Origin of the sequence: Novosphingobium gossypii, assembly GCF_050433305.1 — a bacterium.
In the GTDB taxonomy this organism is placed as follows: domain Bacteria; phylum Pseudomonadota; class Alphaproteobacteria; order Sphingomonadales; family Sphingomonadaceae; genus Novosphingobium; species Novosphingobium gossypii.
In genome coordinates, this window is record NZ_JBNPXM010000001.1 from 759,629 (window position 1) to 785,722 (window position 26,094).

25 protein-coding genes are annotated in these 26,094 nt (G+C 65.4%); 14 read left to right on the forward strand and 11 right to left on the reverse strand.

The window, feature by feature from the left end; all coding sequences use genetic code 11:
* The first annotated feature begins 10 nt into the window (after window positions 1-10).
* From GGR40_RS03940 to GGR40_RS03950, 3 genes are all read left to right on the forward strand, one after another.
* The gene (locus GGR40_RS03940; protein ID WP_429274876.1) at window positions 11-481 is read left to right on the forward strand and encodes a low molecular weight protein-tyrosine-phosphatase; all 471 of its coding nucleotides are present in this window, start codon (window positions 11-13) and stop codon (window positions 479-481) included.
* 172 nt (window positions 482-653) lie between these two features.
* Window positions 654-1,436 carry a phosphoribosylaminoimidazolesuccinocarboxamide synthase gene (gene purC / locus GGR40_RS03945; RefSeq protein ID WP_429274877.1) on the forward strand — a complete coding sequence of 261 codons (783 nt, stop codon included), beginning with the start codon at window positions 654-656 and terminating at the stop codon, window positions 1,434-1,436.
* 109 nt (window positions 1,437-1,545) lie between these two features.
* Window positions 1,546-4,404 (forward strand): M16 family metallopeptidase, encoded by a 2,859-nt coding sequence (locus GGR40_RS03950; RefSeq protein WP_429274878.1) that lies wholly within the window; start codon window positions 1,546-1,548, stop codon window positions 4,402-4,404.
* A gap of 636 nt (window positions 4,405-5,040) precedes the next feature.
* On the opposite strand, the gene GGR40_RS03955 is transcribed toward GGR40_RS03950, so the two are convergent.
* Complete coding sequence (locus GGR40_RS03955; protein WP_429274879.1) at window positions 5,041-5,736, reverse strand: HAD-IA family hydrolase; 696 nt, start codon at window positions 5,734-5,736, stop codon at window positions 5,041-5,043.
* A 60-nt stretch (window positions 5,737-5,796) separates the two neighbouring features.
* Here GGR40_RS03955 and glmU point away from each other — a divergent pair, with 60 nt between their 5' ends.
* The gene (gene glmU / locus GGR40_RS03960; protein ID WP_429274880.1) at window positions 5,797-7,179 is read left to right on the forward strand and encodes a bifunctional UDP-N-acetylglucosamine diphosphorylase/glucosamine-1-phosphate N-acetyltransferase GlmU; all 1,383 of its coding nucleotides are present in this window, start codon (window positions 5,797-5,799) and stop codon (window positions 7,177-7,179) included.
* 64 nt (window positions 7,180-7,243) lie between these two features.
* On the opposite strand, the gene GGR40_RS03965 is transcribed toward glmU, so the two are convergent.
* The gene (locus GGR40_RS03965) at window positions 7,244-7,951 is read right to left on the reverse strand and encodes a tetratricopeptide repeat protein (protein ID WP_429274881.1); all 708 of its coding nucleotides are present in this window, start codon (window positions 7,949-7,951) and stop codon (window positions 7,244-7,246) included.
* A 196-nt stretch (window positions 7,952-8,147) separates the two neighbouring features.
* On the opposite strand from GGR40_RS03965, the gene GGR40_RS03970 reads away from it, so the two are divergent.
* The 5 genes from GGR40_RS03970 to GGR40_RS03990 all read left to right on the forward strand — a co-directional run bounded on the left by GGR40_RS03970 (window position 8,148) and on the right by GGR40_RS03990 (window position 14,019).
* Window positions 8,148-8,978 (forward strand): TIGR00266 family protein, encoded by an 831-nt coding sequence (locus GGR40_RS03970; RefSeq protein WP_429274882.1) that lies wholly within the window; start codon window positions 8,148-8,150, stop codon window positions 8,976-8,978.
* A gap of 116 nt (window positions 8,979-9,094) precedes the next feature.
* Window positions 9,095-9,364 carry a ribbon-helix-helix domain-containing protein gene (locus GGR40_RS03975; RefSeq protein WP_429274883.1) on the forward strand — a complete coding sequence of 90 codons (270 nt, stop codon included), beginning with the start codon at window positions 9,095-9,097 and terminating at the stop codon, window positions 9,362-9,364.
* Window positions 9,361-9,729, forward strand: a complete 369-nt coding sequence (locus GGR40_RS03980) for a type II toxin-antitoxin system VapC family toxin (RefSeq protein WP_429274884.1) — start codon at window positions 9,361-9,363, stop codon at window positions 9,727-9,729. Before GGR40_RS03975 ends, GGR40_RS03980 begins: the two co-directional genes overlap by 4 nt.
* Window positions 9,730-9,766: 37 nt before the next feature.
* Window positions 9,767-11,590: a glutamine--fructose-6-phosphate transaminase (isomerizing) gene (gene glmS / locus GGR40_RS03985; protein WP_429274885.1), complete on the forward strand. Its 1,824-nt coding sequence runs from the start codon at window positions 9,767-9,769 to the stop codon at window positions 11,588-11,590.
* A 128-nt stretch (window positions 11,591-11,718) separates the two neighbouring features.
* On the forward strand, window positions 11,719-14,019 hold the full coding sequence (locus tag GGR40_RS03990) for a putative bifunctional diguanylate cyclase/phosphodiesterase (protein WP_429275216.1): 2,301 nt from the start codon (window positions 11,719-11,721) through the stop codon (window positions 14,017-14,019).
* Between the two features lie 72 nt (window positions 14,020-14,091).
* On the opposite strand, the gene thiE is transcribed toward GGR40_RS03990, so the two are convergent.
* The gene (gene thiE / locus GGR40_RS03995; RefSeq protein WP_429274886.1) at window positions 14,092-14,739 is read right to left on the reverse strand and encodes a thiamine phosphate synthase; all 648 of its coding nucleotides are present in this window, start codon (window positions 14,737-14,739) and stop codon (window positions 14,092-14,094) included.
* A gap of 97 nt (window positions 14,740-14,836) precedes the next feature.
* Between thiE and GGR40_RS04000 the strand changes: the two genes are divergently transcribed.
* Complete coding sequence (locus tag GGR40_RS04000; protein WP_429274887.1) at window positions 14,837-15,385, forward strand: hypothetical protein; 549 nt, start codon at window positions 14,837-14,839, stop codon at window positions 15,383-15,385.
* A 75-nt stretch (window positions 15,386-15,460) separates the two neighbouring features.
* On the opposite strand, the gene GGR40_RS04005 is transcribed toward GGR40_RS04000, so the two are convergent.
* The 6 genes from GGR40_RS04005 to tkt form a co-directional block, all read right to left on the reverse strand.
* Window positions 15,461-16,372: a fructose bisphosphate aldolase gene (locus GGR40_RS04005; RefSeq protein WP_429274888.1), complete on the reverse strand. Its 912-nt coding sequence runs from the start codon at window positions 16,370-16,372 to the stop codon at window positions 15,461-15,463.
* A gap of 89 nt (window positions 16,373-16,461) precedes the next feature.
* Window positions 16,462-17,541 carry an acyltransferase family protein gene (locus tag GGR40_RS04010; protein ID WP_429274889.1) on the reverse strand — a complete coding sequence of 360 codons (1,080 nt, stop codon included), beginning with the start codon at window positions 17,539-17,541 and terminating at the stop codon, window positions 16,462-16,464.
* Between the two features lie 63 nt (window positions 17,542-17,604).
* Window positions 17,605-18,804 (reverse strand): phosphoglycerate kinase, encoded by a 1,200-nt coding sequence (locus tag GGR40_RS04015; protein ID WP_429274890.1) that lies wholly within the window; start codon window positions 18,802-18,804, stop codon window positions 17,605-17,607.
* Entirely contained in the window at window positions 18,801-19,226 is a 426-nt protein-coding gene (locus GGR40_RS04020; RefSeq protein WP_429275217.1) for an MOSC domain-containing protein, read from the reverse strand. The genes GGR40_RS04015 and GGR40_RS04020 overlap by 4 nt, the downstream gene beginning before the upstream one ends.
* 62 nt (window positions 19,227-19,288) lie before the next feature.
* Window positions 19,289-20,296 carry a type I glyceraldehyde-3-phosphate dehydrogenase gene (gap, locus tag GGR40_RS04025; protein ID WP_429274891.1) on the reverse strand — a complete coding sequence of 336 codons (1,008 nt, stop codon included), beginning with the start codon at window positions 20,294-20,296 and terminating at the stop codon, window positions 19,289-19,291.
* Between the two features lie 21 nt (window positions 20,297-20,317).
* Window positions 20,318-22,306: a transketolase gene (gene tkt / locus GGR40_RS04030; RefSeq protein WP_429274892.1), complete on the reverse strand. Its 1,989-nt coding sequence runs from the start codon at window positions 22,304-22,306 to the stop codon at window positions 20,318-20,320.
* A 167-nt stretch (window positions 22,307-22,473) separates the two neighbouring features.
* Between tkt and GGR40_RS04035 the strand changes: the two genes are divergently transcribed.
* From GGR40_RS04035 to GGR40_RS04050, 4 genes are all read left to right on the forward strand, one after another.
* The gene (locus GGR40_RS04035) at window positions 22,474-22,815 is read left to right on the forward strand and encodes a hypothetical protein (protein ID WP_429274893.1); all 342 of its coding nucleotides are present in this window, start codon (window positions 22,474-22,476) and stop codon (window positions 22,813-22,815) included.
* Window positions 22,815-23,147, forward strand: coding sequence for a cell division protein ZapA (locus tag GGR40_RS04040; protein ID WP_429274894.1), 333 nt, complete (start codon window positions 22,815-22,817; stop codon window positions 23,145-23,147). Before GGR40_RS04035 ends, GGR40_RS04040 begins: the two co-directional genes overlap by 1 nt.
* A gap of 153 nt (window positions 23,148-23,300) precedes the next feature.
* On the forward strand, window positions 23,301-23,900 hold the full coding sequence (locus GGR40_RS04045) for a 5-formyltetrahydrofolate cyclo-ligase (RefSeq protein ID WP_429274895.1): 600 nt from the start codon (window positions 23,301-23,303) through the stop codon (window positions 23,898-23,900).
* A gap of 12 nt (window positions 23,901-23,912) precedes the next feature.
* Window positions 23,913-24,137: a DUF2842 domain-containing protein gene (locus tag GGR40_RS04050; protein WP_429274896.1), complete on the forward strand. Its 225-nt coding sequence runs from the start codon at window positions 23,913-23,915 to the stop codon at window positions 24,135-24,137.
* A gap of 15 nt (window positions 24,138-24,152) precedes the next feature.
* Here GGR40_RS04050 and GGR40_RS04055 read toward each other — a convergent pair whose 3' ends face one another.
* Window positions 24,153-24,596 carry a hypothetical protein gene (locus GGR40_RS04055; RefSeq protein WP_429274897.1) on the reverse strand — a complete coding sequence of 148 codons (444 nt, stop codon included), beginning with the start codon at window positions 24,594-24,596 and terminating at the stop codon, window positions 24,153-24,155.
* A 42-nt stretch (window positions 24,597-24,638) separates the two neighbouring features.
* Window positions 24,639-26,054: an adenosylhomocysteinase gene (gene ahcY, locus GGR40_RS04060; protein ID WP_429274898.1), complete on the reverse strand. Its 1,416-nt coding sequence runs from the start codon at window positions 26,052-26,054 to the stop codon at window positions 24,639-24,641.
* Window positions 26,055-26,094: the final 40 nt, after the last annotated feature.

Genomic DNA, 26,094 nt, shown 5'->3' on the forward strand with positions numbered 1-26,094 from the left:
TCGGCACGGGATGACCCAGGTTCCTTCCGTGCTGTTCGTCTGCCTTGGTAACATCTGCCGCTCGCCCCTCGCCGAAGCCGCCCTGCGGCACGAAGCTGCCGCCGCCGGGCTGGACGTGCTGGTCGATTCGGCCGGCACAGGATCGTGGCATGTCGGCAAGGGGCCTGACCCGCGCTCCTGCGCCGAGGCCGCGCGCCACGGCATCGACATCCGCTCCTACCGCGCCCGGCAGGTGGAGGCCGCAGACTTCCGCCGCTTCGACCGGATCCTGGCGCTGGACGCGGCGAACCTTGCGGACCTGAAGCGCATCGCCCCGGCAGATGGCACGGCCAGCCTCTCGCTGCTGCTTGATCTTGTACCGGGGCTGGAGGGATCGGACGTTGCCGACCCCTACTACGGCGGGCCGGAGGGATTCGCGCTGACATGGACGCAGGTGCGCGAAGCCGCGCGCCGACTGGTGGCGCAACTGGCAGACGGCTGAATTTTTCCAACCCGTCCCGCCTTCCGGCGACCCGCATCCGGCCTGCCGCGCGCGCAGTTTGCTTTTGGACCCGGTTGCATTATATGCGCGCTCGAATGCCCCCGGCCCCGGCGGTGGTCTCCCACCAGCAGCCGGGGCTTGCTCTTTCGCACGTTATCCAAGGACCACGCGCATGTCCCGTCGCCGCCAGATCTACGAAGGCAAGGCCAAGATCCTCTACGAAGGCCCCGAGCCGGGCACGCTGATCCAGTATTTCAAGGACGATGCGACCGCCTTCAACGCGCAGAAGAAGGGCACGATCCAGGGCAAGGGCGTGATCAACAACCGCATCAGCGAGTATGTGTTCACGCGCCTCAACCACATCGGCGTTCCCAACCACTTCATCCGCCGCCTCAACATGCGCGAACAGCTGGTCCGCCAGGTCGAGATCATCCCGATCGAGGTCGTGGTGCGCAACGTGGCCGCAGGGTCCATCTCCAAGCGCCTCGGCATCCCCGAGGGCGAGATGCTGCCTCACACGCTGATCGAATACTACTACAAGGACGACGCGCTGGGCGATCCGCTGGTCGCCGAAGAGCACATCGCCTGCTTCGGCTGGGCCAACCATGACGAAATGCAGGACATCGCCGCCATGGCGATCCGCGTGAACGATTTCATGGCCGGCATGTTCGCGGCGATCAACATCCGTCTGGTCGATTTCAAGCTGGAATTCGGCCGCATCTGGGATGGGGACTACAGCCGCGTCATCCTCGCCGACGAAATCAGCCCCGACGGCTGCCGCCTGTGGGACATGACCACCGGCGAAAAGCTCGACAAGGACCGCTTCCGTCGCGACCTTGGCGGTGAAGAGGAAGCCTACCAGGAAGTCGCCCGCCGCCTTGGCCTGCTGCAAGACGACAACGGCCCGAGCGAAGTGCTGGACCTGACCAAGCACCGCAAGCTGCGCGGCAAGTAAGCCCCGAAGTTCAAGGGTTCGATGAAAAGGCGGCGTTCCGAAAAGGAGCGCCGCCTTTTTCCATATGTCGCCTTGCCAAGCCCTTCGCGCCTTGGCACTTCTGCCTGCGATGAGAGTTTCCCTGATCGCGCTCCTCGTCGCGCTGGCGCCTGTCACCCTGACATCTGCGCCGCTGGCCGCGAAGGACCACATTCCCGCCATCGACGACACCCGCTGGGCGTTCGAGCACAGCGACATTCCCGTTGACCCCGACTTCCGCTTCGGGCGGCTGGCGAACGGCATGCGCTACGTCATCCGGCGCAACGCGACCCCGGCGGGCACAGCCGTCGTCCGCATGAACGTGGCGGCAGGATCGCTGGACGAAACGCCTGCCGAACAGGGCTATGCCCACTTCCTCGAACATATGGCCTTCAACGGATCGCAGCGCGTGCCCGAAGGCCAGATGGTTCCCCTGCTTGAGCGCGAGGGGTTGGCCTTCGGGGCAGACACCAATGCCTCTACCAGCTTCGACCGGACGCTCTACAAGCTGGACCTGCCCCGCAGCGACGCGGCGCTGGTCGACACCGCGCTGATGCTGATGCGCGAGACGGCCAGCAATCTCACCATCTCGCAGGACGCAGTCGCGCGCGAACGCGGTGTGGTGCTGGCCGAGATGCGCGATCGCAATTCGTGGTCGCTGCGCAATGCCATCGACACCACGCGCTTCTTCTATCCGGGATCGCTTTACGGCCAGCGGTTCCCCATCGGCACGACCGAGACGCTGAACGCCGCCACCGCCGCCTCGCTGCGCGCCTTCTACGAACGCGAATATGTGCCTGCGCATGTGACGCTGGTGATCGTCGGCGATTTCGACCCCGATGCGGTCGAAGCCGGCATCGTGCGCCATTTCAACGACTGGGCGGCCAGGCCCGCCGCACCGCAACCCGCCCCCGGCCCGATCAGGCCGCGTGACAAGGGCCGCACCGGCATCTACCTCGACCCGGCGCTGTCGGAGCGGGTGACGATCCAGCGCAACGGGAAGTGGATGGACGAGCCGGATTCCATTGCCCAGCGGCGCGAAACGCTGCTGCGCTCCATCGGGTACGACATCGTCAACCGCCGGCTCCAGCGTCTGGCCCGCAGTGCCGAGCCGCCCTTCCGCGGCGCCGGCTTTGGCACCGGCGACGTGTTCGAGGCGGGCCGCTCCACCCGCCTGATCCTCGATACCGTGGACGGCAAGTGGCGCGCAGGGGTTGAGGCTGCCGGGCGGGAATATCGGCGCGCGCTGGCCTATGGCTTTTCCGCTGCCGAAGTGGCCGAACAGGTGGCGCAGGTCCGCACCGGCGTGACCAACTCGGCCGCTTCCGCGTCGACCCGCAGCAACGGCGCGCTGGCGCAGCTGGCGCTTTCGCTGGTGGATGACAGGATGGTCCCTTCCACGCCGCAGTCCGGGCTGCAGCGGTTCGAGGCATTCGCCCCGCACATCACGCCCGAGGCGGTGCTGGCCGCCCTGCGCCGCGAAGCGTTGCCGCTGGACGCACCGCTGATCCGCTTCCAGGGTCGGCAGGCGCCCGAAGGGGGGGCCAAAGCCCTGCGCGCGGCATGGCAGGACGTCATGCGCGCGCCCGTCACGCGCGAAGCGGCGACCGACACGGCGCAGTTCGCCTATACCGATTTCGGCCCGGCCGGGAAGGTCGTGGCCGATACCCGCCGCGCGGATCTTGGCATCCGGGAAATCCGCTTCGCCAACGGCGTAATGCTGAACCTGAAGCAGACCGGGCTGGAAAAGGACCGCGTGCGCGTCAGCCTGGCGATCGACGGCGGCGACCGGCTGGACACCCGCGCCAACCCCCACGCCACGCAGCTGGTGCCGAACCTCGACGACGGGGGTCTGGGCAAGCACAGCCGCGATGCGCTGGACACGATCCTGGCCGGGCGCAGCGTCGGGATCGGCCTCTCCAGCAGCGCCGCTTCGTTCGATTCGCGCGCCACGACGACTCCGCGCGATCTGGAGATCCAGCTGCAGCTGCTGGCCGCGCTCGTCACCGATCCCGGATACCGCCCCGAAGGCGAAGTGCGGTACCGGCAGGCCATCAACAACTACTTCGCCCAGCTGGACGCGACGCCGGCGTCTGCCCTCGCTGCGCGACTGGGCGCCATCCTCAGCGATGACGATCCGCGCTTCAGCCTCGGCAACGTGGAGGATTATCGCCATCTGTCCTACGCCCGCCTCAAGGCCGACATCGGAGACCGGCTGGCCAGAGGCGCCATCGAAATCGCGATCGTCGGCGACATCGATGAGGACGCAGCGATTTCGCTGGTTGCGCGCACGTTCGGCGCCCTGCCCGCGCGCGAACCCGAGTTTCACGACGAACAGGGTCAGGAACCGCGCGTCTTCGCAAAGGATCGGTCGGCTCGCGTCGTTCGTCACACCGGACCCGCCGATCAGGCCCTGCTGCGCCTGATCTGGCCCACCCGCGACGACGCCGACCCGGTCGAGACGCTGCGGCTGGAACTGCTGGAACGCGTCATGCGCGTGGAACTGACCGACCAACTGCGCGAGGCGCTGGGCAAGGCTTATTCGCCGTCCGCCGCCAGCCAAATGTCGCATGAGTGGAAAGGCTACGGCACCTTCGCAGTCAACGCCTCGGTCGATGTGGCCGAAGTCCCGGCGACGCGGGCTGCCATCGCACAGGTCGTGGACGAACTGCGCCGCGCCCCCATCAGCGACGACATCCTGCGCCGCGCCCGCCAGCCGCTAGTGGAAGGCTTGACCAACGCTCTGAAGACGGATGCCGGGTGGATGGCGCTGGCCGAACACGTCCAGTCACAGCCAGAACGGATCGCGCGTTTTGAAAAGGCGAAGGACCGTCTGCTGGCGCTGACTGCGGCGGACGTTCATGCCGTTGCCCAGCGCTATCTGGTGCCGGGCCAGGGTATCGAGGTGCTGGTGCTGCCCAAGGATGCTCCAGAGCCGAAACGCGATTGACATATGTAACCATTTAGGTTATACGCTCCAGCATCCGTCGATCCTGCGGCCGCTGGAAAGATGGTGTATCGGGTCGGTGTCGTGGGCGGTGTACGAGCGTAAAGCCGTGGACCACGCCACGAGCGTCCTCCCGGAAACGGTTCACCGGCCATGCGATCCCGTTCCCCGGCTCAGTCTGTGGAACTTCGCCTGCCCACCCAATCTGCCGCGCCCGAGCCTGTACCTTGCGAGGTCCAGCACGGCACGGCAGGCAGGATCGTCGCCGTCCGCGAGCCCGCGCCGACGATCCGGACCGTTCTTCCGCCAAGGGTCGAGACGGGGTGTTGGTGGCCACTACCCGTCCGGTCGCATCATGCAGTGCCATGCTCCCTCGCACACCCGCAGGGACGCCCCGACGCCGACCCGATGTTACAACTTCGGTCGAGAATTTACCCCGGCACAAGGTCCGCATTCGCCAGCGGATGTTTCCGCGTGTCCGTCGTCCCGGACTTGCTCCGGGACCGCTGGCGGTCTTTAGGCGCCAGCCATCGGCAGGGCGGCTTGCTGCGATGTGGGCTGTTCACGGCCAACGGTCCCGGATCAAGTCCGGGACGACGAGGTAGTCCTACCGGAGCTTCTCTCCGAGAGTGCCCCCCCTCAGGAAACCGGCTGCTCCGCGCCGATTCTCTCCAGCGCAGGCACAAGCTGGTCGAAATGGCTGATCACCGCCGCTGCACCCATCTCTGCGGGCGGCATGTCGTTGAAACCGAAGTCCACCACCACGCACGGCAACCCCGCCGCAGCGGCGGCGCGGGTGTCATAGGTCGTATCCCCGACATAGGCCGCCCTGCCCACGCCACCCGCGCGCTCCAGCATCAGGTGCAGCAGGTCCGGCTGCGGCTTGGCGCGTCCGGGGCCGAGAGTGTCCCCGCCAATGACGGTATAGAACCGGTCGGTCAGCCCCAGTTCGGCGAAGATCTTCTTCGCGAACCGCTCCAGCTTGTTGGTGACGACGGCAATCCTGACACCACGCGCATCCAGTGCGTCCAGCATCGGCTCTCCACCCGGAAACAGGCGGGTTTCCCGCGCGATGTTGGCTTCATAATACGTCAGCAGCGCCTGATGCAGTTCCTCGAATCGCGCGTCCTCCACCGCACCGCCCGTTGCCAGCAGCGCATTGGCAAGCATCTTGCGCGCGCCGCCGCCGACGAAGCCGCGCACTTCCTCTCGTGGAACAGCGCGGCGACCTTCCATGGCCAGCGCGTGGTTCACCGCGTGACCAAGGTCGCCGAGACTGTCGAGAAGGGTGCCGTCGAGATCGAAACCGACGATATCGAAAGGAAAATCATTCATGCGCCGAACAGTGCAGGCTCGGGATGGAAACCGCAACAATTTGCTGGCAGGAGAGCACCCATGACTTCTGCCAGCACGCCCGCTTCCGCCGCGCCCCTCGCGATCGTCGTCCTCGCCGCCGGCAAGGGCACACGCATGAAGAGCGACCTGCACAAGGTGCTCCACCCCATTGCGGGCCGCCCGATGCTGGATCACCTGCTTGCCAGCGCCGCGCAGCTGGCGCCGCAGCGGCAGGTGGTGGTCGCCGGGCACGGGCGCGAGCAGCTGGAAAAGGCCTTGGGATCACGTGCCACCATCGCGGTGCAGGATCCACAGCTGGGCACCGGCCACGCCGTCCAGCAGGCAGAGGGCGCGCTGGAGGGTTTCGACGGTGACGTCCTTATCCTCTATGGAGACGTACCCTTCGTCCGCCCCGAAACGATGCGCGCGATGATAGAGCGGCTTCATGCCGAAGACGCCCCCGCCGTCGTCGTGCTTGGTTTCCAGCCCGCCGACCCGCTGCAGTACGGGCGCGTACTGGCCCATGACGACGGGCGCATCGCGATGATGGTGGAATACAAGGACGCCACCGAGGAACAGCGCGCCTGCACCTTGTGCAACTCCGGCCTGATGGCGGTGAAGTCCGCCGACCTGTTCGACCTGCTGGCCAAAGTCGGCAACGAGAACGCACAAGGCGAATACTACCTCGTCGATATCGTCAACATCGCCACGCTGGAAGGCCGCGCCTGTGCCGTCATCGTCACCGACGACGCCGACGAAGTGGGCGGCATCAACAGCCGCGGCGAACTGGCCGAGGCGGAAGCGCGCTGGCAGGCCAAGCGCCGCATCCGCGCCATGGTGAACGGCGCGACGCTGATCGCGCCGGAAACCGTCTTCTTCGCCTGGGACACGGCCATCGGCCGCGACGTCACCATCGAGCCGAACGTGGTGTTCGGCCCCGGCGTGAGCGTTGCGGACGGCGTCACGATCCATGCCTTCTCACACCTGGAGGGCGCCACGCTGGAAAGCGGCGTCGCCATCGGACCTTTCGCCCGCCTGCGCCCCGGCGCGGTGCTGAAGACCGGGTCCAAGGTGGGCAACTTCGTCGAGATCAAGAACGCGGTGCTGGGCGAAGGCGCCAAGGCCAACCACCTGACTTATCTGGGAGATGCCACTGTCGGTGCGGGTGCCAACATCGGCGCGGGTACGATCACCTGCAATTACGACGGCTACTTCAAGCACAAGACTGTCATCGGCGAGCGCGCCTTCATCGGATCGAACAGCGCGCTGGTGGCTCCGGTGAAGATCGGTGCCGACGCCATAGTGGCGGCGGGCAGCGCGGTGACGCGCGACGTGGCCGCCGGGGAATTGCGGCTTGTGCGCGGCGAACAGCTGGTCAAGCCCGGCTGGGCCGACCGCTTTCACGATGCGATGAAGAAGAAAAAGGCAGAGTTGAAGGGCTAACGCGTTCGCGCTGCAGCAAAGCGCCCGTCATCCCCGCCTTCGCAGGGATGACGGCAGATGCACGTTACGAACCGATCGCCTTCCTGCGGGCGATGTTGCCCAGTTCGGCCTTCGCGATCTCGCTTTTGGGATCGTACTGCAGCGACTGATCGTAGAGCTTTTCCGCGTCGTCGTACTGACCCATCGCCGCCTTGGTGAAGCCCATGCCGCGCAGGGCTCGCGCCGCGATGCGGGTGTCCTTGCCGGTGGTAGACTTGTCCACCACCGCCCACGCCCTGGCGAAGAGATCATAGCTTGATTGCCAGTCCCGGCGGGATTTGAACAGTTCGGCATACTCGTTGGCGAAATGGGCATTGCCCGGCGCCATCTGCGCGGCGGCCCGCAGTTCCGCTTCGGCCAGATCGCCCCGGCCAAGGTCGATCAGTGCATAGCCCTTACCGAAATGCGCCTCGCACAGGGCCGCCTCGACTTCGACCGAACCTGCCGCCGATCCGCCTTCGCGGCACAGGCGCGGACGAAGATCGCCGGCAAGGCGCTGGTCGGCATCGGCGATGACCTTGTCGAACAGCTTGACCGCCTGCGCCTGCTTGCCCTGCCGCAACAGGGTGTATCCCTGCTGGACGTGGCCCGCCGCATCGAAGCGGGTATCAGTGACCCTGACCGGCGACTGAAATGCAGTGGCGACCAGTCGCGGGCTGTCGGATGGATTGGCATGCGCAGTACCCGCCAGTAGCAGCGAGACCAGAACTGAAGACGCAATTCGAGCGTTCATCCGTGTTTTTCCTCTCCCAAAAACACCGATACCGCGCCGGTCTTTGCCGAGCCCTGTAATTTGGGCCAGTCGTCAGACAGTGTTCGTTGAACTGCGAAGAATATCCGACGGACGCGGTTTGACAAGTCATCTTGGTGAAATCAAATCGTCGTTCATCGCAAGCAGGGCCGATCCTGGCCCGGACACGGAGATTCCCATGGCCAACAGCCCCTGGAGCCACACCCGCAGCGCATCGCTTTCGGACGACGTCGATTTCGAGATCAAGGGCCAGGAACTGCAGTTCGTCGAGATCGAACTCGACCCCGGCGAGAGTGCCGTTGCCGAAGCAGGCGCGATGGTGTGGAAGGACGCCTCGATCGACATGACCACCGTGTTCGGCGACGGGTCCGCCGATCAGGGCGGCGGCTTCATGGGCAAGCTGCTGGGTGCGGGCAAGCGCCTGGTGACGGGGGAAAGCCTGTTCACCACCGTTTTCACGCATAGGGGTTCGGGCAAGGCGCGCGTCTCGTTCGCGGCGCCGGTGCCGGGGGCCATCCTGCCAATCAAGCTGGACGACGTCGGCGGGCGGCTGATCTGCCAGAAGGACGCCTTCCTGTGCGCGGCGCGCGGCGTGTCCATCGGCGTACACTTCCAGCAGCGCATCATGACCGGCCTGTTCGGCGGTGAAGGCTTCATCATGCAGAAGCTGGAAGGCGACGGCTGGGTCTTTGTCCAGATGGGCGGCACCGTGATCGAACGGACCTTGCGCCCCGGAGAGGAATTGCATGTCGACACCGGCTGCGTCGCCGCATTCCAGCCCAGCATCGAATTCGACGTGGTGCGTGCCGGATCGGTCAAGTCGATGATCTTCGGCGGCGAAGGCGTGTTCTTCGCCCGGCTGCGCGGCCCCGGCAAGGTCTGGATTCAGTCGCTGCCGTTCTCGCGCCTCGCCGGGCGGATGCTGGCGGCGGCCGGGTCCACGGGCGGCCAGAGCCGGGGCGAAGGCTCGCTGCTGGGATCGTTCGGCAACCTTATCGACGGCGATTGATGACGCCGATGTAATGTCCGGGACAGCGCGCCGTCATAGCTTGTGGCGCACTGTCCCGGCATGAACGCTGGATCCTGTTCCTTGCCGGTGATATCACGATATGATATCGCGCTATCATGACCCGCATCCTTGCCGACCTGCCTGAGGAAGACATTCGCTGGCTCGACGCGCGCGCCGCCGAACTCGGCCAGTCGCGCGCGGCGGTGCTGCGCGAAGCGGTGACCACTTACAAGGCACAGGCCCAGCCGGCCAGCGGCAAGGAATGGCTCGATCAGGCGTTCGGGATCTGGAAGGATCGTGCGGGCTGCGAAGATGCCGTTTCAGGGCAACGCCGCGAACGCGCGCAGTACCTCGATCGGTCCGACGGAAAGCCTTCTGCCCAGTGAGCGGCTATTCCTTCGACAGCAACATCCTGATCGACGCGCTGAACGGACACCGCCCGGCGCACTTCGAGATCGCGCGCGTCGATCGCCCGTGCATCAGCCGTCTGGTCTGGACCGAGGTGCTTTCCAGGGAAAGCGGCCCTACCCTGCGCAACATCGAAATATTCCTGTCCGGCTTCCTGATAGAGGAAGTGGACGCCGAGATTGCCCGCCACGCCGCAGCGCTGCGACGGGAACGGCCAAGGCTGAAGTTGCCCGACGCCATCGTTCTGGCATCGGCGCAAGTCCGGCAGCGCATTCTGGTTACACGAAATACCAAGGATTTCCCGGCAAGCATGCCGGGCATCCGCGTTCCCTATTCGCTTTGAGCGGCCTCATTCTCTCTAGATCGAAAGCATCGGCAAAATGTGTGGCATCATCGGCATCGTCGGCAAGGAAGACGTGGCAGAGCGGTTGGTCGACGGACTGCGCCGGATGGAATATCGCGGCTATGACAGCGCCGGCGTCTGCACCCTCGACGATGGCCAACTGGTTCGTCGCCGCGCCGAGGGCAAGCTGATGAACCTCGTCAAGGAACTGGCAGGCAACCCCGCGCCGGGGCTGACCGGCATTGCGCATACCCGCTGGGCCACTCACGGCGCGCCGACTGCGGCCAATGCCCATCCCCACGCCACGGCCGAACTGGCGCTGGTTCACAACGGCATCATCGAGAACTTCAAGCCGCTGCGTGAAGCGCTGGAATCGCGCGGCCGCAAGTTCGAGAGCCAGACCGACACCGAAGTCGTCGCGCACCTCGTCTCCGAACAGGTGGAAGCCGGCATCGCTCCCGAAGACGCGGTGAAGGCAATACTGCCGCAACTGCGCGGCGCCTTCGCGCTCGCCATCGCCTTCCGCCGCTTCCCCGACATGCTGATCGGCGCGCGCCTCGGCTCGCCGCTGGTCGTCGGTTATGGAGAGGGCGAGACGTACCTGGGTTCCGATGCGCTGGCGCTGGCGCCGCTGACGCAGCGCATCACCTACCTTGAGGAAGGCGACTGGGTGGTCATCACCCGCGACGGCGCGCAGATCTACGACGCCGAAAACAACCGGGTCGAGCGCGAGATTGTAACGTCCGGCGCATCCGCCGTCGCGATCGAGAAGGGCAATTTCCGCCACTTCATGCAGAAGGAAATCTTCGAGCAGCCCACCGTCGTCGCCCAAACGCTGCGGTCGTACCTGCGGCAGGTCGATCAGTCGGTGGCGCTGCCCCAGATCGACTTCGACCTGAGCACGGTAAAGCGCATCACCATCGTCGCCTGCGGCACCAGCTTCTACGCCGGCATGGTGGCCAAATACTGGATCGAAACGTTCGCACGCCTGCCGGTGGACATCGACGTTGCGTCGGAATTCCGGTATCGCGATCCCGTGCTGGAGGACGGCGGCCTTGCCCTGTTCATCTCGCAATCGGGCGAGACGGCGGACACGCTGGCTGCATTGCGCCACTGCAAGGCGGCGGGCCAGACCATCGCCGTCGTCGTCAACGTGCCCACCAGCACCATGGCCCGCGAGGCCGACCTCCTGCTGCCCACGCACGCGGGGCCGGAAATCGGCGTCGCCTCGACCAAGGCGTTCACCTGCCAGCTGGCGGTACTCGCCGCCTTGGCCGCGCATCTGGCAGTGAAGCGCGGGCGCATGGATCGCGACGAAGAGGCGCAGGTCGTCCAGCATCTGCTGGAGGTGCCCGCCTGCTTCAACGCCGCGCTCGACCATGATGAGGAAATTGCCGCGATGGCGCACCTCATCGCCCCCGCCCGCGACGTGCTGTATCTGGGCCGCGGACCGGATTACCCGCTGGCGCTGGAAGGTGCGCTGAAGCTAAAGGAAATCAGCTATATCCACGCCGAAGGCTATGCTTCGGGCGAGATGAAGCACGGGCCCATCGCCCTCATCGACGAAGCGGTGCCGGTTATCGTGCTGGCCCCGTCGGGTCCGCTGTTCGAGAAGACCGTCAGCAACATGCAGGAAGTTCGCGCGCGCGGTGGCAAGGTGGTGCTGATCTCCGACGCCGAAGGCATCGCCGAAGCCGGCGACGGCTGCATCGCCACGATCGAGATGCCGCGTGTCCACCCCCTGATCGCGCCGCTGGTCTATGCCGTGCCGGTGCAGTTGCTGGCCTACCATGTCGCCTGCGTGAAAGGCACCGATGTGGATCAACCTCGCAACCTGGCGAAGAGTGTCACGGTCGAATAGAACCTTGTTATCCCCGGCCGAGCCCGCGTAGCTTTACCTACTACTAACCATTGCAACCCTATCGCTTGGTCGTGAATACGCGAACGGTCTCCAGCAAAGCCCTGTCTCAGGGCTTGCCCCTTTCCGCCATGCTCGGCATCTCAGATCCGGGCGACGGGGACTGGGTGCGGCTTCGCGCGATGCAGTACGCCACCCTGCGGCATGCCCTGGTCACGCGGCTGGGGACGCAGGCGGCGGGCGCGCTGGCTGCCGGCATGCTGTTGCTGGGACGCATCCATCCGATGGCGATCCTGTCGTGGATCGCAGCAGTCGCCGCAACGCAGTGGTACGCCTGCCGCCTCGACAGGCGGCTTACGCGGGCCGATCATGGTCGCATCACGTCCGTAGAAGTGCGCCGCCACGCCCTCGGCCCCTTGCTCAACGCCCTTGTCTGGGCGCTGCCGCTGTGGGCGTTCGGGCCGTTCGTGGATGCGCAGACACTGGTCAAGCTGTGGACGGTGCTGGCGATGCTGATGGCCGCCTCCGTCATCCTGCTACCGGCGGTGCCGCTGGTGACGCTCGTCTTTTCGGGTGTGGTGGGCCTGTCGGCGATCGCGTGGTTCGTCGTTTCCGGTAGCCTCGACATGGCCGCCATCGCCTCGCTGTTCCTCTGCATCGTCGCCATCGGCGCGGTCGAAGGCGCGCGCCGATACCTGACCGGGCAGATCGCCGAAGCGGGCATCGTCGAAAAGGATCAGGTCGTATCGCTGCTGCTTCGCGAGTTCGAGGAAGGCGACGCCGACTGGCTGTGGCAGACCGACACCGCGCGCCGCGTCCGCTCCGTCTCCCCCCGCTTCGCCTTTGCGCTCAGCAGCACCGCCGCCGAGATCGAGGGCATGCCCCTGCTGCGCCTGATCGCCGGGTCGGCCTGGGACAGCGGCCAGTTTCCGCCCAGCCTGCACGATCTGGCAGAGCGGCTGAAGCATCGCGAACCCTTCGCCAACCTGCTGGTGCGGGTGATGGTGCGCGGTGATGCCCGCTGGTGGGAGCTTTCGGGCACCCCTCGCTTCGCTGCGAACGGCACGTTCGAAGGGTACCGCGGCGTCGGCTCCGACGTTACCGAGGCGCGCGAGAATTCCGACAAGATCGCCTGGATGGCCCGCTACGACACGCTGACCGGCCTGCCCAACCGCACTATGCTGACCGAAACGCTGGCAACCGCGCTGAGTGACGCGGCCAGGTGGCGGACCCGCTGCGCTTTCCTGATGATCGACCTCGACCGATTCAAGGCAGTGAACGACACGCTGGGTCACCATGTCGGCGACCAGTTGCTGGCGCGCGTATCGGAACGGCTGAAAGAGCAGATGACCGAGAACGAGCTGTGCGGTCGCCTGGGCGGGGACGAATTCGCGGTGGTCCTGCGCGACGTGACTGACGCTGCCCATGTCGAGCGCTTTGCGCGGCGGGTGATAGAGCGGCTTTCCCAGCCTTACGAAGTCGATCACCACACGCTTTTCGTCGGCGCTTCGATCGGCTCTGCCGTGGGTCCGCGCGATGGGTCGACGGTGGAAAAGATCATGCGCAACGCCGATCTTGCGCTGTACCGGTCCAAGGACGGCGGCGGCAATGCGCACCGCACGTACGAGCCGGCACTCCACGCCCATGCGGAGGAACGCCGCAAGCTGGAAGTGGCGCTGCGCCGCGCGGTTGATCGGGACGAGATGAGCCTGGCATTCCAGCCCGTGGTCGACGCGCATTCCGAAAGCATCGTCAGCTTCGAGGCGCTGCTGCGCTGGCACAGCAAGGAACACGGCCCCGTCAGCCCCGCAAAGTTCGTGCCTCTGGCGGAGGATACCCGGCTGATCATCCCGATCGGCGAATGGGTGCTGCGCGAGGCGTGCAGGGAGGCCATGAACTGGCCCGCGCATATCCGGATCGCGGTGAACGTCTCGGGCGAGCAGTTGCTGGATGCCAACTTCGCGGCCAGCGTAGTGGGCGCGCTGTCCGGCAGCGGACTGCCCGCCAGCCGGCTGGAGATCGAAGTCACCGAAAGCATCTTCCTGCGCGACGCCACGCAGGCCCGCACCGCGCTGGAGCAGGTCATGGCGCTGGGCTGCGCCGTGGCCCTCGACGATTTCGGCACCGGCTATTCCTCGCTCGGGTACCTGCGCAAGATGCGCTTCTCCACCATCAAGGTGGACCGTTCCTTCGTACAGGGCGCGGCAACCGGCAACCCCGAAAGCTTGGCGATCATCCGCGCCGTCGTCGCCATGGCCGACAGCCTTGGCATGTCGACCACGGCGGAAGGCGCGGAAACGGAAAAGGAAGTGCGGATCATCCGCGAACTGGGATGTCGCAAGATTCAGGGCTTCTTCTTCGGCCGTCCCATGACGGCCACCGATGCAAGCGCGCTGTTCCGGCGACACTCATCGCAGGAAAGCGTGGCTTAGCGCGCCTGCCCTTGTCGATGCGTCCTCAAGCCCCGGCCCTTCCCAAGGCGACGGGGTTCGAAGGGCAGTGCTTCAGCCGCGAACCGCTGCCAGCGCGTCGTGAAATGCACGCACTGCGACTTCCTCGTCGCCGTTCCAGACAGCGCCGGACACTGCCAGGAAGTCTGCCCCCGCGCGCACCACATCGCCGCAGTTATCCGGCGTAATGCCGCCGATAGCGACGCAGGGAATCTCGAAGATCGCCTGCCACCATTCCAGCAGGTCCAGCCCCGCGACGTGCTTGGTCACCTTGGTGGTGGTCGGGAAGAAGGCTCCGAATGCGACGTAATCGGCGCCGTTCTCTCCGGCTTCCATGGCAAGATGGCGGCTGGCGTTGCAGGTCACGCCGATCTGCGCATCCCGGCCCAGCGCCTGACGCGCTTCCTCGACGGTGCCGTCTTCCTGTCCCAGATGGACGCCGTCCGCACCGAGCCGCTTGGCGAGGCCGATCGAATCGTTGACGATGAAGGCAGTACCCCGGTCCGCGCAGATCTTCTGGAGCGGTTCGGCAAGCCGCGCGGCTTCGTGCTGATCCACGTCCTTGACCCGGAACTGGAATGCCGCAACCTCGCCCGCGTCCAGCGCCCGCGCCAGACGGTCGGCAAACGCCCCGCCCACGTCGAGCGGCGAGATCAGGTAAAGCTGCGTGGGTTCGCGCGGAATGTCGGCTTCGTCTTTCATGCCGGTGCTCTAGCCCGATAACGGCGCCGCGCCAAGTATCGGAGAAGTTGCGCACGTTCGGGAACCATTCAGGCGCAAGCGTGTTCATTCGCGCGCCATGAGGATTTCCCCGAAGCTCGCCCCTGCTGCGGCGCTGCTGGCGGCTCTGCTGCCCGGCTGCACCATGATCCCCCCGGCCGACCCGGCACGGATGCAGGGCTACGCGCCTGCCGATGCGCCGCCCCCTGCAGGCTATCCTCCCCAAACCGCGCCTGCGCCTTACACCCCCGCCCAGACATACACGCCGCCGTATGCTCCGCCCCCTGCGCCCAGCGAACTCCCGCCCGCAGCACCGCTGACTTACGCCGCCATCGGCCAGACCGTCACCGTCAGCGGGCCGCGCATCACGCCGCTTGCCGTGCTGGAAGACAGCCGCTGTCCGATGAACGCGCGCTGCGTGTGGGCCGGACAAGTCCGCCTGCGCGTCCGCATCGACAGCGGCCGCGGGGGTGAGGTGGAAATGACGTCGGGCAAGCCGGTGTCGGTCGCCGACGGCGCGCTGGAACTGGTGGAGGTGCGTCCTGACAAGGCCGCGGGCGGACAGAACAACGGAACGGTGGCCCAATCCGCCTACCGCTTCGGATTCCGCTTCTCGGGAGGATACTGAACCGTCCTGCCGGGCGACGCAAAAAGGCGGCACCCCTGCGGGCACCGCCTTGTTGTCGCGAACCGGTAGAACGGATCAGGCGGCGGCTGCCGCTTCCACCTTCTGGGTCGATCCGACGTAGATCGTCTCGATCGCTTCGGACAGCGCGGCGTCGAATTCGTCGTCGCTCATCTGCGCGCGCAGGTCTGACAGCAGCGCTCGGCTGAAGCTGGCGATGATGCCCTTGTTCTTCGCCAGTTCGACGCAGGCGTCGGCGCGCGAATAGCCGCCCGAAAGCGCCACCACGCGCAGCACGCGGGGATGCTCCACCAGCGGGTCGAACGTGCCCGGCACGATCGGCAGCGACAGCTTGAGCATGACCTTCTGCCCTTCCGGCAGTTCGTCGAGGTTCTTGAGGATTTCCGTCAGCAGGATCGCATCGCACTCGGCGCGGGTCTCGCTCTTGATGTTCACCTCGGGCTCGATGATCGGCATCATGCCGTGCGAGAGCACCTGCGCACCGATCTCGAACTGCTGCTTCACCACGGCGGCGATGCCCTCGGCATTGGCAGAGTTGATGACCGAACGCTCCTTGGTGCCATAGACGCCCAGCGCCTTCGAGCGCGCAAGCAGCTCGTCCAGCGTGGGCATGGGCTTCATGAGCTGCACGCCGTTGGCTTCGTCCTCAAGACCCTTGTCGATCTTGATGAAGGGCACCACGCCCTTGGCGATCAGCGCCTGCGGGGTCGGCACGCCGTCCACGGTTCCGTCCATGGTCCGCTCGAACAGGATCGCACCGATGACCTTCTCCCCCGTGAAGGCCTTCGACGAGATGATCCGCGCGCGCATTTCGTGGATCAGGCCGAACATTTCCTCCTCGCTCGACCAGGCGTCCTCCTCTACGCCATAGCCCTTGAGCGCCTTGGGCGTGGACCCGCCACTCTGGTCGAGTGCGGCGATGAAGCCGTCTCCGTCCGCCATCTTGGCGGTCATTTCCGAATACTGCATGGTTTCTCCTCCTGAGGTGTTCGGCAACTTGAAAATCAGCCTACGCCGCGCCCCCTGCGTTCGCAACTGCGGCATAGGCCCGTGGGAACTCAACTAGGGATGGCCCGAGGCGGCACGTGTCGGGCCCGTGCGTGCAGCATAACGTTGAGCCGCCTCCGCAACGGAATGTCCACATAGCGCACGCAGAGCCAGCCCAGCCCCACGCACGCTGCCAGGTATATCGCGCCCATGAGCACATCGTTCCAGCCCAGGTCGTCCTTGAAGTAGCGCAGCGGCTCCATCAGCGCCCAGTGCACGGCATAGACGGCGTAGGACACCTCCCCCAGAAACCACGCCATCGGCATCAGCACGCGCGAAGGCTCTCCCCGCGATCCCAGCCAGACCAGCAGCGGCGCAACCACGATGGCGCATGCCAGATCGTACCAACCCTTCGGGACGAATGCGGGATCCGCCACCAGCATCGCCACGATGGCGACAAAGCAGAACAAGCCCAGCCAGCCGGGGTGACGCACGTCCTTGGCGGGCAGGCCAGCAAGCCAGACGCCGATGCTGAACGACATCGTGGTACGCAGCATCGTGATGCCAAGCTGGCTCCACAGCGGGCCAAGGTTGCCGCCGTTGCGGTCCAGCACTTCGGGCGCGAAGAACCAAGCGGCGATCAGCGCGATGCCCAATTGCGCCATCCGGGGCACGCGGAACAGCACCACCGCCAGCCCCACGCTCGCCACCAGTTCGAAGAACAATGACCACGCCGGGACGTTCGTGGGGAACAGCGTGTTGGTGAAGGGAGATGGCAGCATCAGCAGATTGAACGGCAGCGACTTGGCGATCTTGGCGTAGCTGTAGACGTCGCCCTTGCCGGTCCAGTGATTGGACATCGCCGACAGCGTGGTGATCACGATCCCCGCCAGGAACAGCGGGTAGAGCCGCACCACGCGCTGCTTCATGAAGCCCCAGACGGTCAGCCCGGCGCGCCATCGCGGCAGGTAGGTCCGGCACAGCACGAAGCCCGAAAGCGCGAAGAAGAAGTCCACCGCGACATAGCCGTGCGGGGCCTGCGAGATGTTGTAGTGGAACAGCGCCACGGCCAGCGCGGCGATCCCGCGCATGCCGTCCAGCGTGACGTACCGGCCCTGCCAGGGCGGTGCGGTGCGTTCACTGGCGTTCATGCGCGGCGCATCATCCCAAAACATCCCCCCATCGTCCCGGCAAAGGCCGGGATCACGCCCTGATCAGACCGAAAGCGCCGCGACGCCCGGCAGTTCCTTGCCTTCCATCCATTCGAGGAAGGCACCGCCCGCTGTCGAGATGTAGGAAAAGTCCTGAGCCACGCCCGCATGGTTGAGCGCCGCCACGGTGTCTCCGCCGCCCGCGACCGACACCAGCGAGCCTTCCGCCGTCAGAGCGGCAGCGGTCTTCGCCAGTGCCACGGTGGCGGCATCGAAGGGCTGCATCTCGAACGCGCCGAGCGGGCCGTTCCACACCAGCGTGCGGCAGGTCTTGAGGACGTCGCCCAGCGTTTCAGCGGCATTCGGCCCGGCATCGAGGATCATTTCGTCGGCAGCGACTTCGTGCACATTGACGGTGCGCAGCGACGCCGGGTTGGCGGCGAATTCCCTGGAGACAACGACGTCGTATGGCAGGTGGACCGTACAGCCCGAGGCATCTGCAGTGGCGAGGATCTCGTTGGCGGTGTCCGTCAGGTCATGCTCGCAAAGCGATTTGCCCACGTCCACGCCCTTCGCCGCAAGGAAGGTGTTGGCCATGCCGCCGCCGATGATCAGGTGGTCGACCTGCGTGACGAGGTGCTTGAGCACGTCCAGCTTGGACGACACCTTGGCGCCGCCCACGACCGCCGCCACCGGCTTTTCGGGAGTGCCGAGCGCCTTGTCCAGCGCCTCAAGCTCCGCCTGCATCGACCGACCGGCATAAGCGGGCAGAACGTGCGCCAGACCTTCGGTGGTGGCATGGGCGCGGTGCGCGGCGGAAAAGGCGTCGTTAACGTAGAAGTCCGCATTCGCAGCGATTGCGGCGGCGAGTTCGGGGTCGTTCTTTTCCTCGCCCTTCCAGAAACGGGTGTTTTCCAGGATCGCGATGTCGCCCGCGCGCAAGATGCCGACCGCCTGCCTGACGACGTCACCCGCGATCTCGGGCACAAACATCACTTCCTTGCCCAGCGTCTTCTCGACCGCGCCGACCACCATCGACAGAGACTGGGTTGAGACGCGCTCGCCCTTGGGACGGCCGAAGTGCGCGAGGAGGAGAACCTTGGCGCCCTTTTCACTCAGTTCCAGTACGGTCGGCGCGGCGGCGCGGATGCGCGTATCGTCAGTGACCGCACCGTCCTGCATCGGCAGGTTGAGGTCTACACGCACAAGCGCGACCTTGCCGTTCACGTCGCCCAGATCATCAAGGGTCTTGAAAGCGCTCATGTCTCGATCCTTATCTCGTCGCCGACGGCAATCGCGCCGTCATCCAGCACCGTGCCCAGTACGCCACCCCGCCAGTCCGGCATGAGCGCGCCCTTGAGACCCGGCGCCACCTCTTCCATGCGGCTGCACGGATCGCATTCCATGGTAATCGCGATGCGCAAAGTCGGCCCGATCGCCACGACATAGCCGGTTTCGCGCGGGAAACGCAGCCCTTCCACCAGCAGGTTCGCGCGGCGCGCATGCCAGGGCGGCATGTTGCCGAACAGGTCCGTGACGTTCAGGTCGCCCAGCGCGGCCCGCCAGCTTTCGATTTCCATCAGGGAGACCTGCCGCCGGGGCCGCCGGCCCGGACGCACCGCGCCGCGAAAGTCCCCGTGGACTCCCGCGGCGGTAGTGACGGTGACGGACCGCAGTTCCTCCATCGGTGCGCGCGGGCGTGCCCGCCGCGCGATACCGATGATGCGGCCCGTCTCCATCTATGGCCTCAGAGCAGGCCGCCGATCACGCCGGCCGTATCGACCATGCGGTTCGAGAAGCCCCACTCGTTGTCGTACCACGACAGCACGCGCACCAGCTTGCCTTCGAGCACGGCGGTTTCAAGGCTGTCGATGGTGGACGAGTGTGCATCGTGGTTGAAGTCGATCGAGACCAGCGGCTCCTCGGTGTAGCCGAGCACGCCCTTCAGTTCGCCCTCTGCCGCTTCCTTGAGCAGAGCGTTCACCTCTTCCGCCGTAGTGTCGCGCTGCGGCACGAAAGTCAGGTCCACGACCGAGACGTTTGGGGTCGGCACGCGGATCGAAGAACCGTCCAGCTTGCCCTTCAGATCGGGCAGAACCAAGCCCACGGCAACGGCGGCGCCGGTGCTGGTGGGGATCATGTTCATCGCAGCGGCGCGGGCGCGGCGCGGGTCAGAGTGGATCTGGTCGAGGATCTTCTGGTCGTTGGTGTACGAATGGATCGTGGTCATCAGACCGCGCTCGATACCGATCTTCTCGTGCAGAACCTTGGCGAAGGGCGCGAGGCAGTTGGTGGTGCACGATGCGTTCGACACCACGGTATGCTCAGCGGTGAGCTGGTCGTGGTTGACGCCGTAGACGACGGTGAGGTCGACGTTCTTGGCCGGAGCCGAGATCAGCACGCGCTTGGCACCGGCTTCGATGTGCTTCGACGCGGAAGCCTTGTCGGTGAAGAAGCCGGTGCATTCCAGCGCGATGTCGATGCCGTTGGCGGCATGCGGCAGGTTCGCGGGATCGCGCTCCGCCGTCACCTTGATGCGCTTGCCGTTGACGATCAGGTCGTCGCCGTCGACTTCGACAGTGCCCGCAAACGCACCGTGGACGCTGTCACGCTTGAAGAGGAGGGCATTGGCCTTGGCGCTGGCAAGGTCGTTGATCGACACCAGTTCCAGGTCATGGTCGGTCCGCTCCAGAATGGCGCGGGCGACATTGCGTCCAATACGTCCGAAACCGTTGATCGCAACCTTGATCGCCATAATCCTAATCTCCTCTTAGACTTAGACGCTGAGCTTTTCCAGAATCTGCGGCACGATCGCATCGACGGTGAAGCCGAAACGCTCGAACAGAACCTTGGCCGGGGCAGACGCGCCGAAGCGGTCCAGCCCGATGTTGAGGCCGCCGTTGCGGCTGAATGCGGTGAAGCGTTCCCAACCGTGAGTCACGCCCGCCTCGATCGAGACGCGCAGGATCGACGGGTCGTTCGGCAGGACTTCGTGCTTGTAGGCAGCGTCCTGGGCCGCGAAAAGTTCCATGCAGGGCATGGAAACCACATCTGCGCCAATGCCCTGGCCCTGCAGCGCGTCGCGCACCTTGACCGCCAGTTCCACTTCGGAACCGGTGGCGATCAGGATCACCTTGCGGTCGCCTTCGGCACGGCGCAGCGTGTAGGCGCCGCGCGCCGACAGCATCGTGCCCGAAGTGCGCAGCTGCGGCAGGTTCTGGCGGGTCAGCGCCAGGACCGAGGGCGTCTCCGCGCTGCCCAGCGCGATCTGCCAGCATTCCGCCGTCTCGATCACGTCCGCCGGGCGGAACACGTTGAGGTTAGGGATGAGGCGCAGCGACATGACCGTTTCGACCGGCTGGTGCGTCGGGCCATCTTCGCCAAGGCCGATGCTGTCATGCGTCAGCACGTAGATCACGCGGGTCTGCTGCAGCGCCGACATGCGGATCGCGTTGCGGGCATAGTCCGAGAAGATCAGGAACGTGCCGCCGTAAGGGATCACGCCGCCGTGCAGCGCCATGCCGTTCATCGCCGCCGACATGCCGAATTCACGGATGCCGTAGTAGACGTAGCGACCGGCATAGTCCTCTGCCGAAAACGCCGACTGGCACTTGGCCTTGGTGTTGTTCGATCCGGTAAGGTCCGCCGATCCGCCGACCATTTCGGGCACCAGCGGAGCAAGGACGTTGAGCACGTTTTCCGACGCCTTGCGGGTGGCCACGGTGCTTTCATTCTCAAGCCAGCTGGCGAAGGTCTTCGCGGCTTCGTCACCCGAGGGCAGGTCGCCTGCCATGCGGCGCTCGAATTCGGCCTTATTCGGATGGACGGCGAGGCGCGCTTCCCATTCCTGACGGACGGCGGTGTTGCGCTTGCCGATCAGGTGCCAGTCGGCAGCGATCTCCGAAGGGATCTCGAACGGCTCCGAAGTCCAGCCGATGTTCGCACGGGTAGCGGCGATCTCGGCGTCGCCCAGCGGCGAGCCGTGAACGTCGTGGCCGCCTTCCTTGTTGGGAGCGCCCTTGCCGATCAGCGTGCGGCAGGCAACCAGCGTCGGCTTGTCCGAAGCGGCGGCCTGGCCCAGCGCCCGCTCGATATCGGCGAAATCATGGCCGTCGCACTCGAACACGTCCCAGCCCGAAGCGCGGTAGCGGCCCGGGATGTCTTCCGAAGTCGACAGCGAGGCGTCGCCATCGATGGTGATCTTGTTGTCGTCCCACAGCACCTTGAGGCGCCCCAGCTTGAGCGTGCCAGCCAGACCGATCGCTTCGTGGTTCACGCCTTCCATCAGGCAGCCGTCACCGGCGATGACCCAGGTGTTGTGATCGACGATCTCGTCACCGAAGGTCGCGGCCAGATGACGCTCTGCCATGGCCATGCCCACGGCCATGGCCACGCCCTGGCCCAGCGGCCCGGTTGTGCACTCCACGCCTTCGATCAGGAAGTTCTCAGGGTGGCCGGCGCAGACTGATCCCAGCTGACGGAAGTTCCTGATGTCGTCCAGCGTCGGGCTGGCATAGCCGGTCAGGTGCAGCAGCGAGTAGATCAGCATCGAGCCGTGGCCCGCCGAAAGCACGAAGCGGTCGCGGTCCGCCCACTTGGGGTTGGCGGGATCGAACTTGAGGAACTTGGCGAAAAGCACCGTGGCAACATCGGCCATGCCCATCGGCATGCCGGGGTGGCCGCTGTTCGCAGCCTGAACCGCGTCCATCGAAAGCGCCCGGATGGCATTGGCCATCGGCGCAAGACGGTCGGAAGCGAGGGTCATGGGATTACTCCGGGTACGCGCGGAAATGCGGCTACGATTCGTATTTCGCGACCCCCTTTAGGCAGAGGCCGTCCCGCGTCAAGTTCACCGCCGGTTTTCACCCTCCCCCGGCGTACGGCCATCATTAATTCGCGTTCCGTCGCATGTCGCGCACCCTTGGAGCGGAAATGAATGAGAAGGTTGTGAACAACCCGCGCCAAGTCCTTGCCCCTGCGCACGGAGCGGCGCAGCGCAACCCGATGACCAACCCGCACAAAGATCGGGTCGGGGCTGCCCCCCCTGCTCCGACAGCCCCAACCCCTTTGGCGCTGTCGCTGCTGGCGCTGGACCGGATCGAGGCTGCCTTGTCGCGTATCGAAGGTGCCGCGCCTGCCTGCGTCGCCCGCGACGGCGATCTGCGACGCCGCCATGACGCATTGAAAGCCAGCGTGGCCCAATCCCTTGCCGGGCTGGACGAACTGCTGGCGGTTGCCGCCCGCCCTGAGCAGGCTCCGGAGGAGGATATCTGATGGGCAACGTTACGCTTGGCATCGGCGGCCGCGAATTCATGCTTGCCTGCGCCGATGGAGAGGAAGCGCATGTCCTGCGGCTGGCGCGCCTCATCGATTCGAAGGTGACGGCCTCCGGCGCAGTCGGGCAGACCGAGACGCGAATGCTGCTGTTCGCGGCGCTGATGATGGCCGACGAACTGCACGAACTGCGCTCACGCCCCGAACCGCAACCCACGCTGCCCATCGAAGTGCCGGCAATCCCGGCGCCTTTCGCGGAACGGCTGGTAAAGATCGCGGCGCGTGTCGAAAATCTTGCCGACCTTCTTGAGACTGAAGCCGCGAACGCCTAGATAGGGCAAGACGGGATCTGCCCGGCACGTGCCGTTCGAACATCCCTGAGGCTATAAGCAATCCATTGGGGGCTGTCCCTGCCCGGATCCTGGTCCGGAACACATGGTCCCCACCTGACGTCGAGGCGTCAGAGGATTTCTAGGAAACGACCCATGGTGGACCCGTCACCCCCATTCGATCTGGCAGCTGAAAAGGCTGCGCTCCGCAGAAATTACCGTCAGGCGCGCGTCGCCCATGTAGAGGCCCTGCCGCAAAACCTGCGCGCGCTGATCCTCAATCGACCGCCAGCGCCTGTGCTGGAGCTTATCCCGGAAGGCGCGACGGTCGGCCTGTACCACCCGGCGGGCTCGGAAGCGCCCTCGATCGGTTGGGCGCGCTGGCTGTCCGAAAACGGGCACCGTATCGCGCTTCCCTTCTTCGCCACGCGCGATAGCGCCATGGGGTTCCGTCTTTGGGACAATCCCTGGGATGAAGCGAGCCTTGAACCCGGCCCCTGGCGTGCGCTGCAACCCGCCGAAGATGCCGAACCGGCAAAGCCCGACGTAGTGGTGGTGCCGCTGGTCGCCTTCACGGCGCGGGGACACCGGCTGGGCCAGGGCGGCGGCCATTACGACCGCTGGCTGGCAGCACATCCAGGCGTGACCGCAATCGGGCTTGCATGGGACTGTCAGTTGGCCGAGAAACTGCCGGTCGAACCTCACGACCGGCCCCTCGCCGCCGTGGTCACGCCGACGCGGATATACAACGGATAAGAGAGGCCCCACATGCGCGAGACACCGACCTGGCGAATCCCCTTTGGGGTACTGCTGCTGGTAGTGGCGCTGGGGGTCTACGCGATGCTGGTCGCCAGCTATGTTCCCCCGGTAATCGGCGGATGGAACGCGCTGGCACAGACTCCTGTCTACATCGTGCTGGGCGTGGTGTGGCTGTTGCCACTCAAGCGCTTCCTGATCTGGATGGAGACTGGGCGCTGGAGTGCGCCCTGTTGATGGCAGGCTTCGGGGCTAGTTGCCATTCCGTTCGCTCAGGCCGCCGAAGATTTCTCGGTGCCAAATCATCGTATCGTCACGTAGCCATGCAGTGTTTTCAGGCGTCTCGAATTTTGCAAGCTGCGCCATTTTAACGCCGTACCTGCGGCAGAATCCGATTATCTCCCACATATCATCGTCTGTTGGGAATCGGTTGAGGTTGATGAACAAATCCCTCAATTCGCCATGGTAATCCGCGACACACGCCATGCGGTCCAGCCACTCAAAAAAGGCTCTCTCGTCAGCCTCATGGTAATAAAGCACGTCGGTCGCGATGATTTGAAGAGGCTCGGTCATGTTAACTTGGTGCCAGTGCAACTCAAGCGAAGCAAGGGCCTCAAAGCGCCGCAAGCAGCCATAGATGATCTCACACACAACAACACCCGGAAGCGGCGCTGCCGCTCCCGGGTGTTGTTCCATCCGACGACGGTGCACCCTTTTCAGGGCGCACCGCTTGTCCGATCAGTAGCGGTAGTGGTCCGGCTTGAACGGGCCGGCTTCCGGCACACCGATGTAGTCGGCCTGCTTCTTCGACAGCCTAGTCAGCTTCACGCCCAGCTTTTCAAGGTGCAGCGCGGCGACCTTCTCGTCGAGGTGCTTGGGCAGCACGTAGACGTCGTTCTTGTACTCGTCGCTCTTGGTGAACAGTTCGATCTGCGCCAGCGTCTGGTTGGTGAAGCTGGCCGACATCACGAAGCTGGGGTGGCCGGTGGCGCAGCCGAGGTTCACCAAGCGGCCCTTGGCCAGGATGATGATCTGCTTGCCGTCCGGGAACGTGACGAGGTCGGTGCCCGGCTTCACTTCCTTCCACTCGTAATTGTCGAGCGCGGAAATCTGGATCTCGGAGTCGAAGTGGCCGATGTTCGAGACGATCGCCTTGTCCTTCATCGCGGCCATGTGCTCGCCGGTGATGACGGCTTCGTTGCCGGTGGCCGTCACGAAGATGTCGGCACGCGCGACGGCATCTTCCATGGTGACGACCTCGTAGCCTTCCATGGCGGCCTGCAGGGCGCAGATGGGATCGATTTCGGTAACCAGAACGCGCGCGCCGCCGTTGCGGAGCGAAGCAGCCGAGCCCTTGCCGACGTCACCGAAGCCGGCGACGCAGGCGACCTTGCCGGCCAGCATCACGTCGGTGGCGCGGCGGATCGCGTCGACCAGCGATTCACGGCAGCCGTAGAGGTTGTCGAACTTCGACTTGGTAACCGAGTCGTTCACGTTGATCGCGGGGAACGGCAGCTTGCCGTCCTTCGCCAGATGGTACAGGCGGTGGACGCCGGTGGTGGTTTCTTCCGACACGCCCTTGATCGCCTTGACGCTGGCGGTCAGGTAGCCGGGCTTTGCCTTGAGGAAGGCGTTGAGCGCGCGGACGAACTCGATTTCCTCGGCATTGCTGGGCTCGAACAGCTTTTCGCCCGCTTCGACGCGCGCGCCCCACAGTGCGAACATGGTGGCGTCGCCGCCGTCGTCGAGGATGAGGTTGGCGGTGAGGTCCGGGTTGCCCTCGCTCGACCAGTCGAAGATCTTGCCGACATAGTCCCAGTAGTCCGCCAGCGATTCACCCTTGATCGCGTAAACGGGGATTCCGGCAGCAGCGATCGCGGCAGCGGCGTGATCCTGGGTGGAGAAGATGTTGCAGGTGGCCCAGCGGACCTCTGCGCCCAGCGCGACCAGCGTCTCGATCAGCACGGCGGTCTGGATCGTCATGTGCAGCGAGCCGGTGATGCGCGCGCCCTTGAGCGGCTGCGACGCGCTGAATTCCTCGCGCAGAGCCATCAGGCCCGGCATTTCGGTTTCAGCGATGGCGATCTCGGTGCGACCGAAGTCGGCAAGGCCGATGTCGGTGATGGCATAGTCGGGGGCGATGGTGGTGGCCACTTGGGTCTCCATTGGATAGCGTCACGCCGGGACCGCCCGT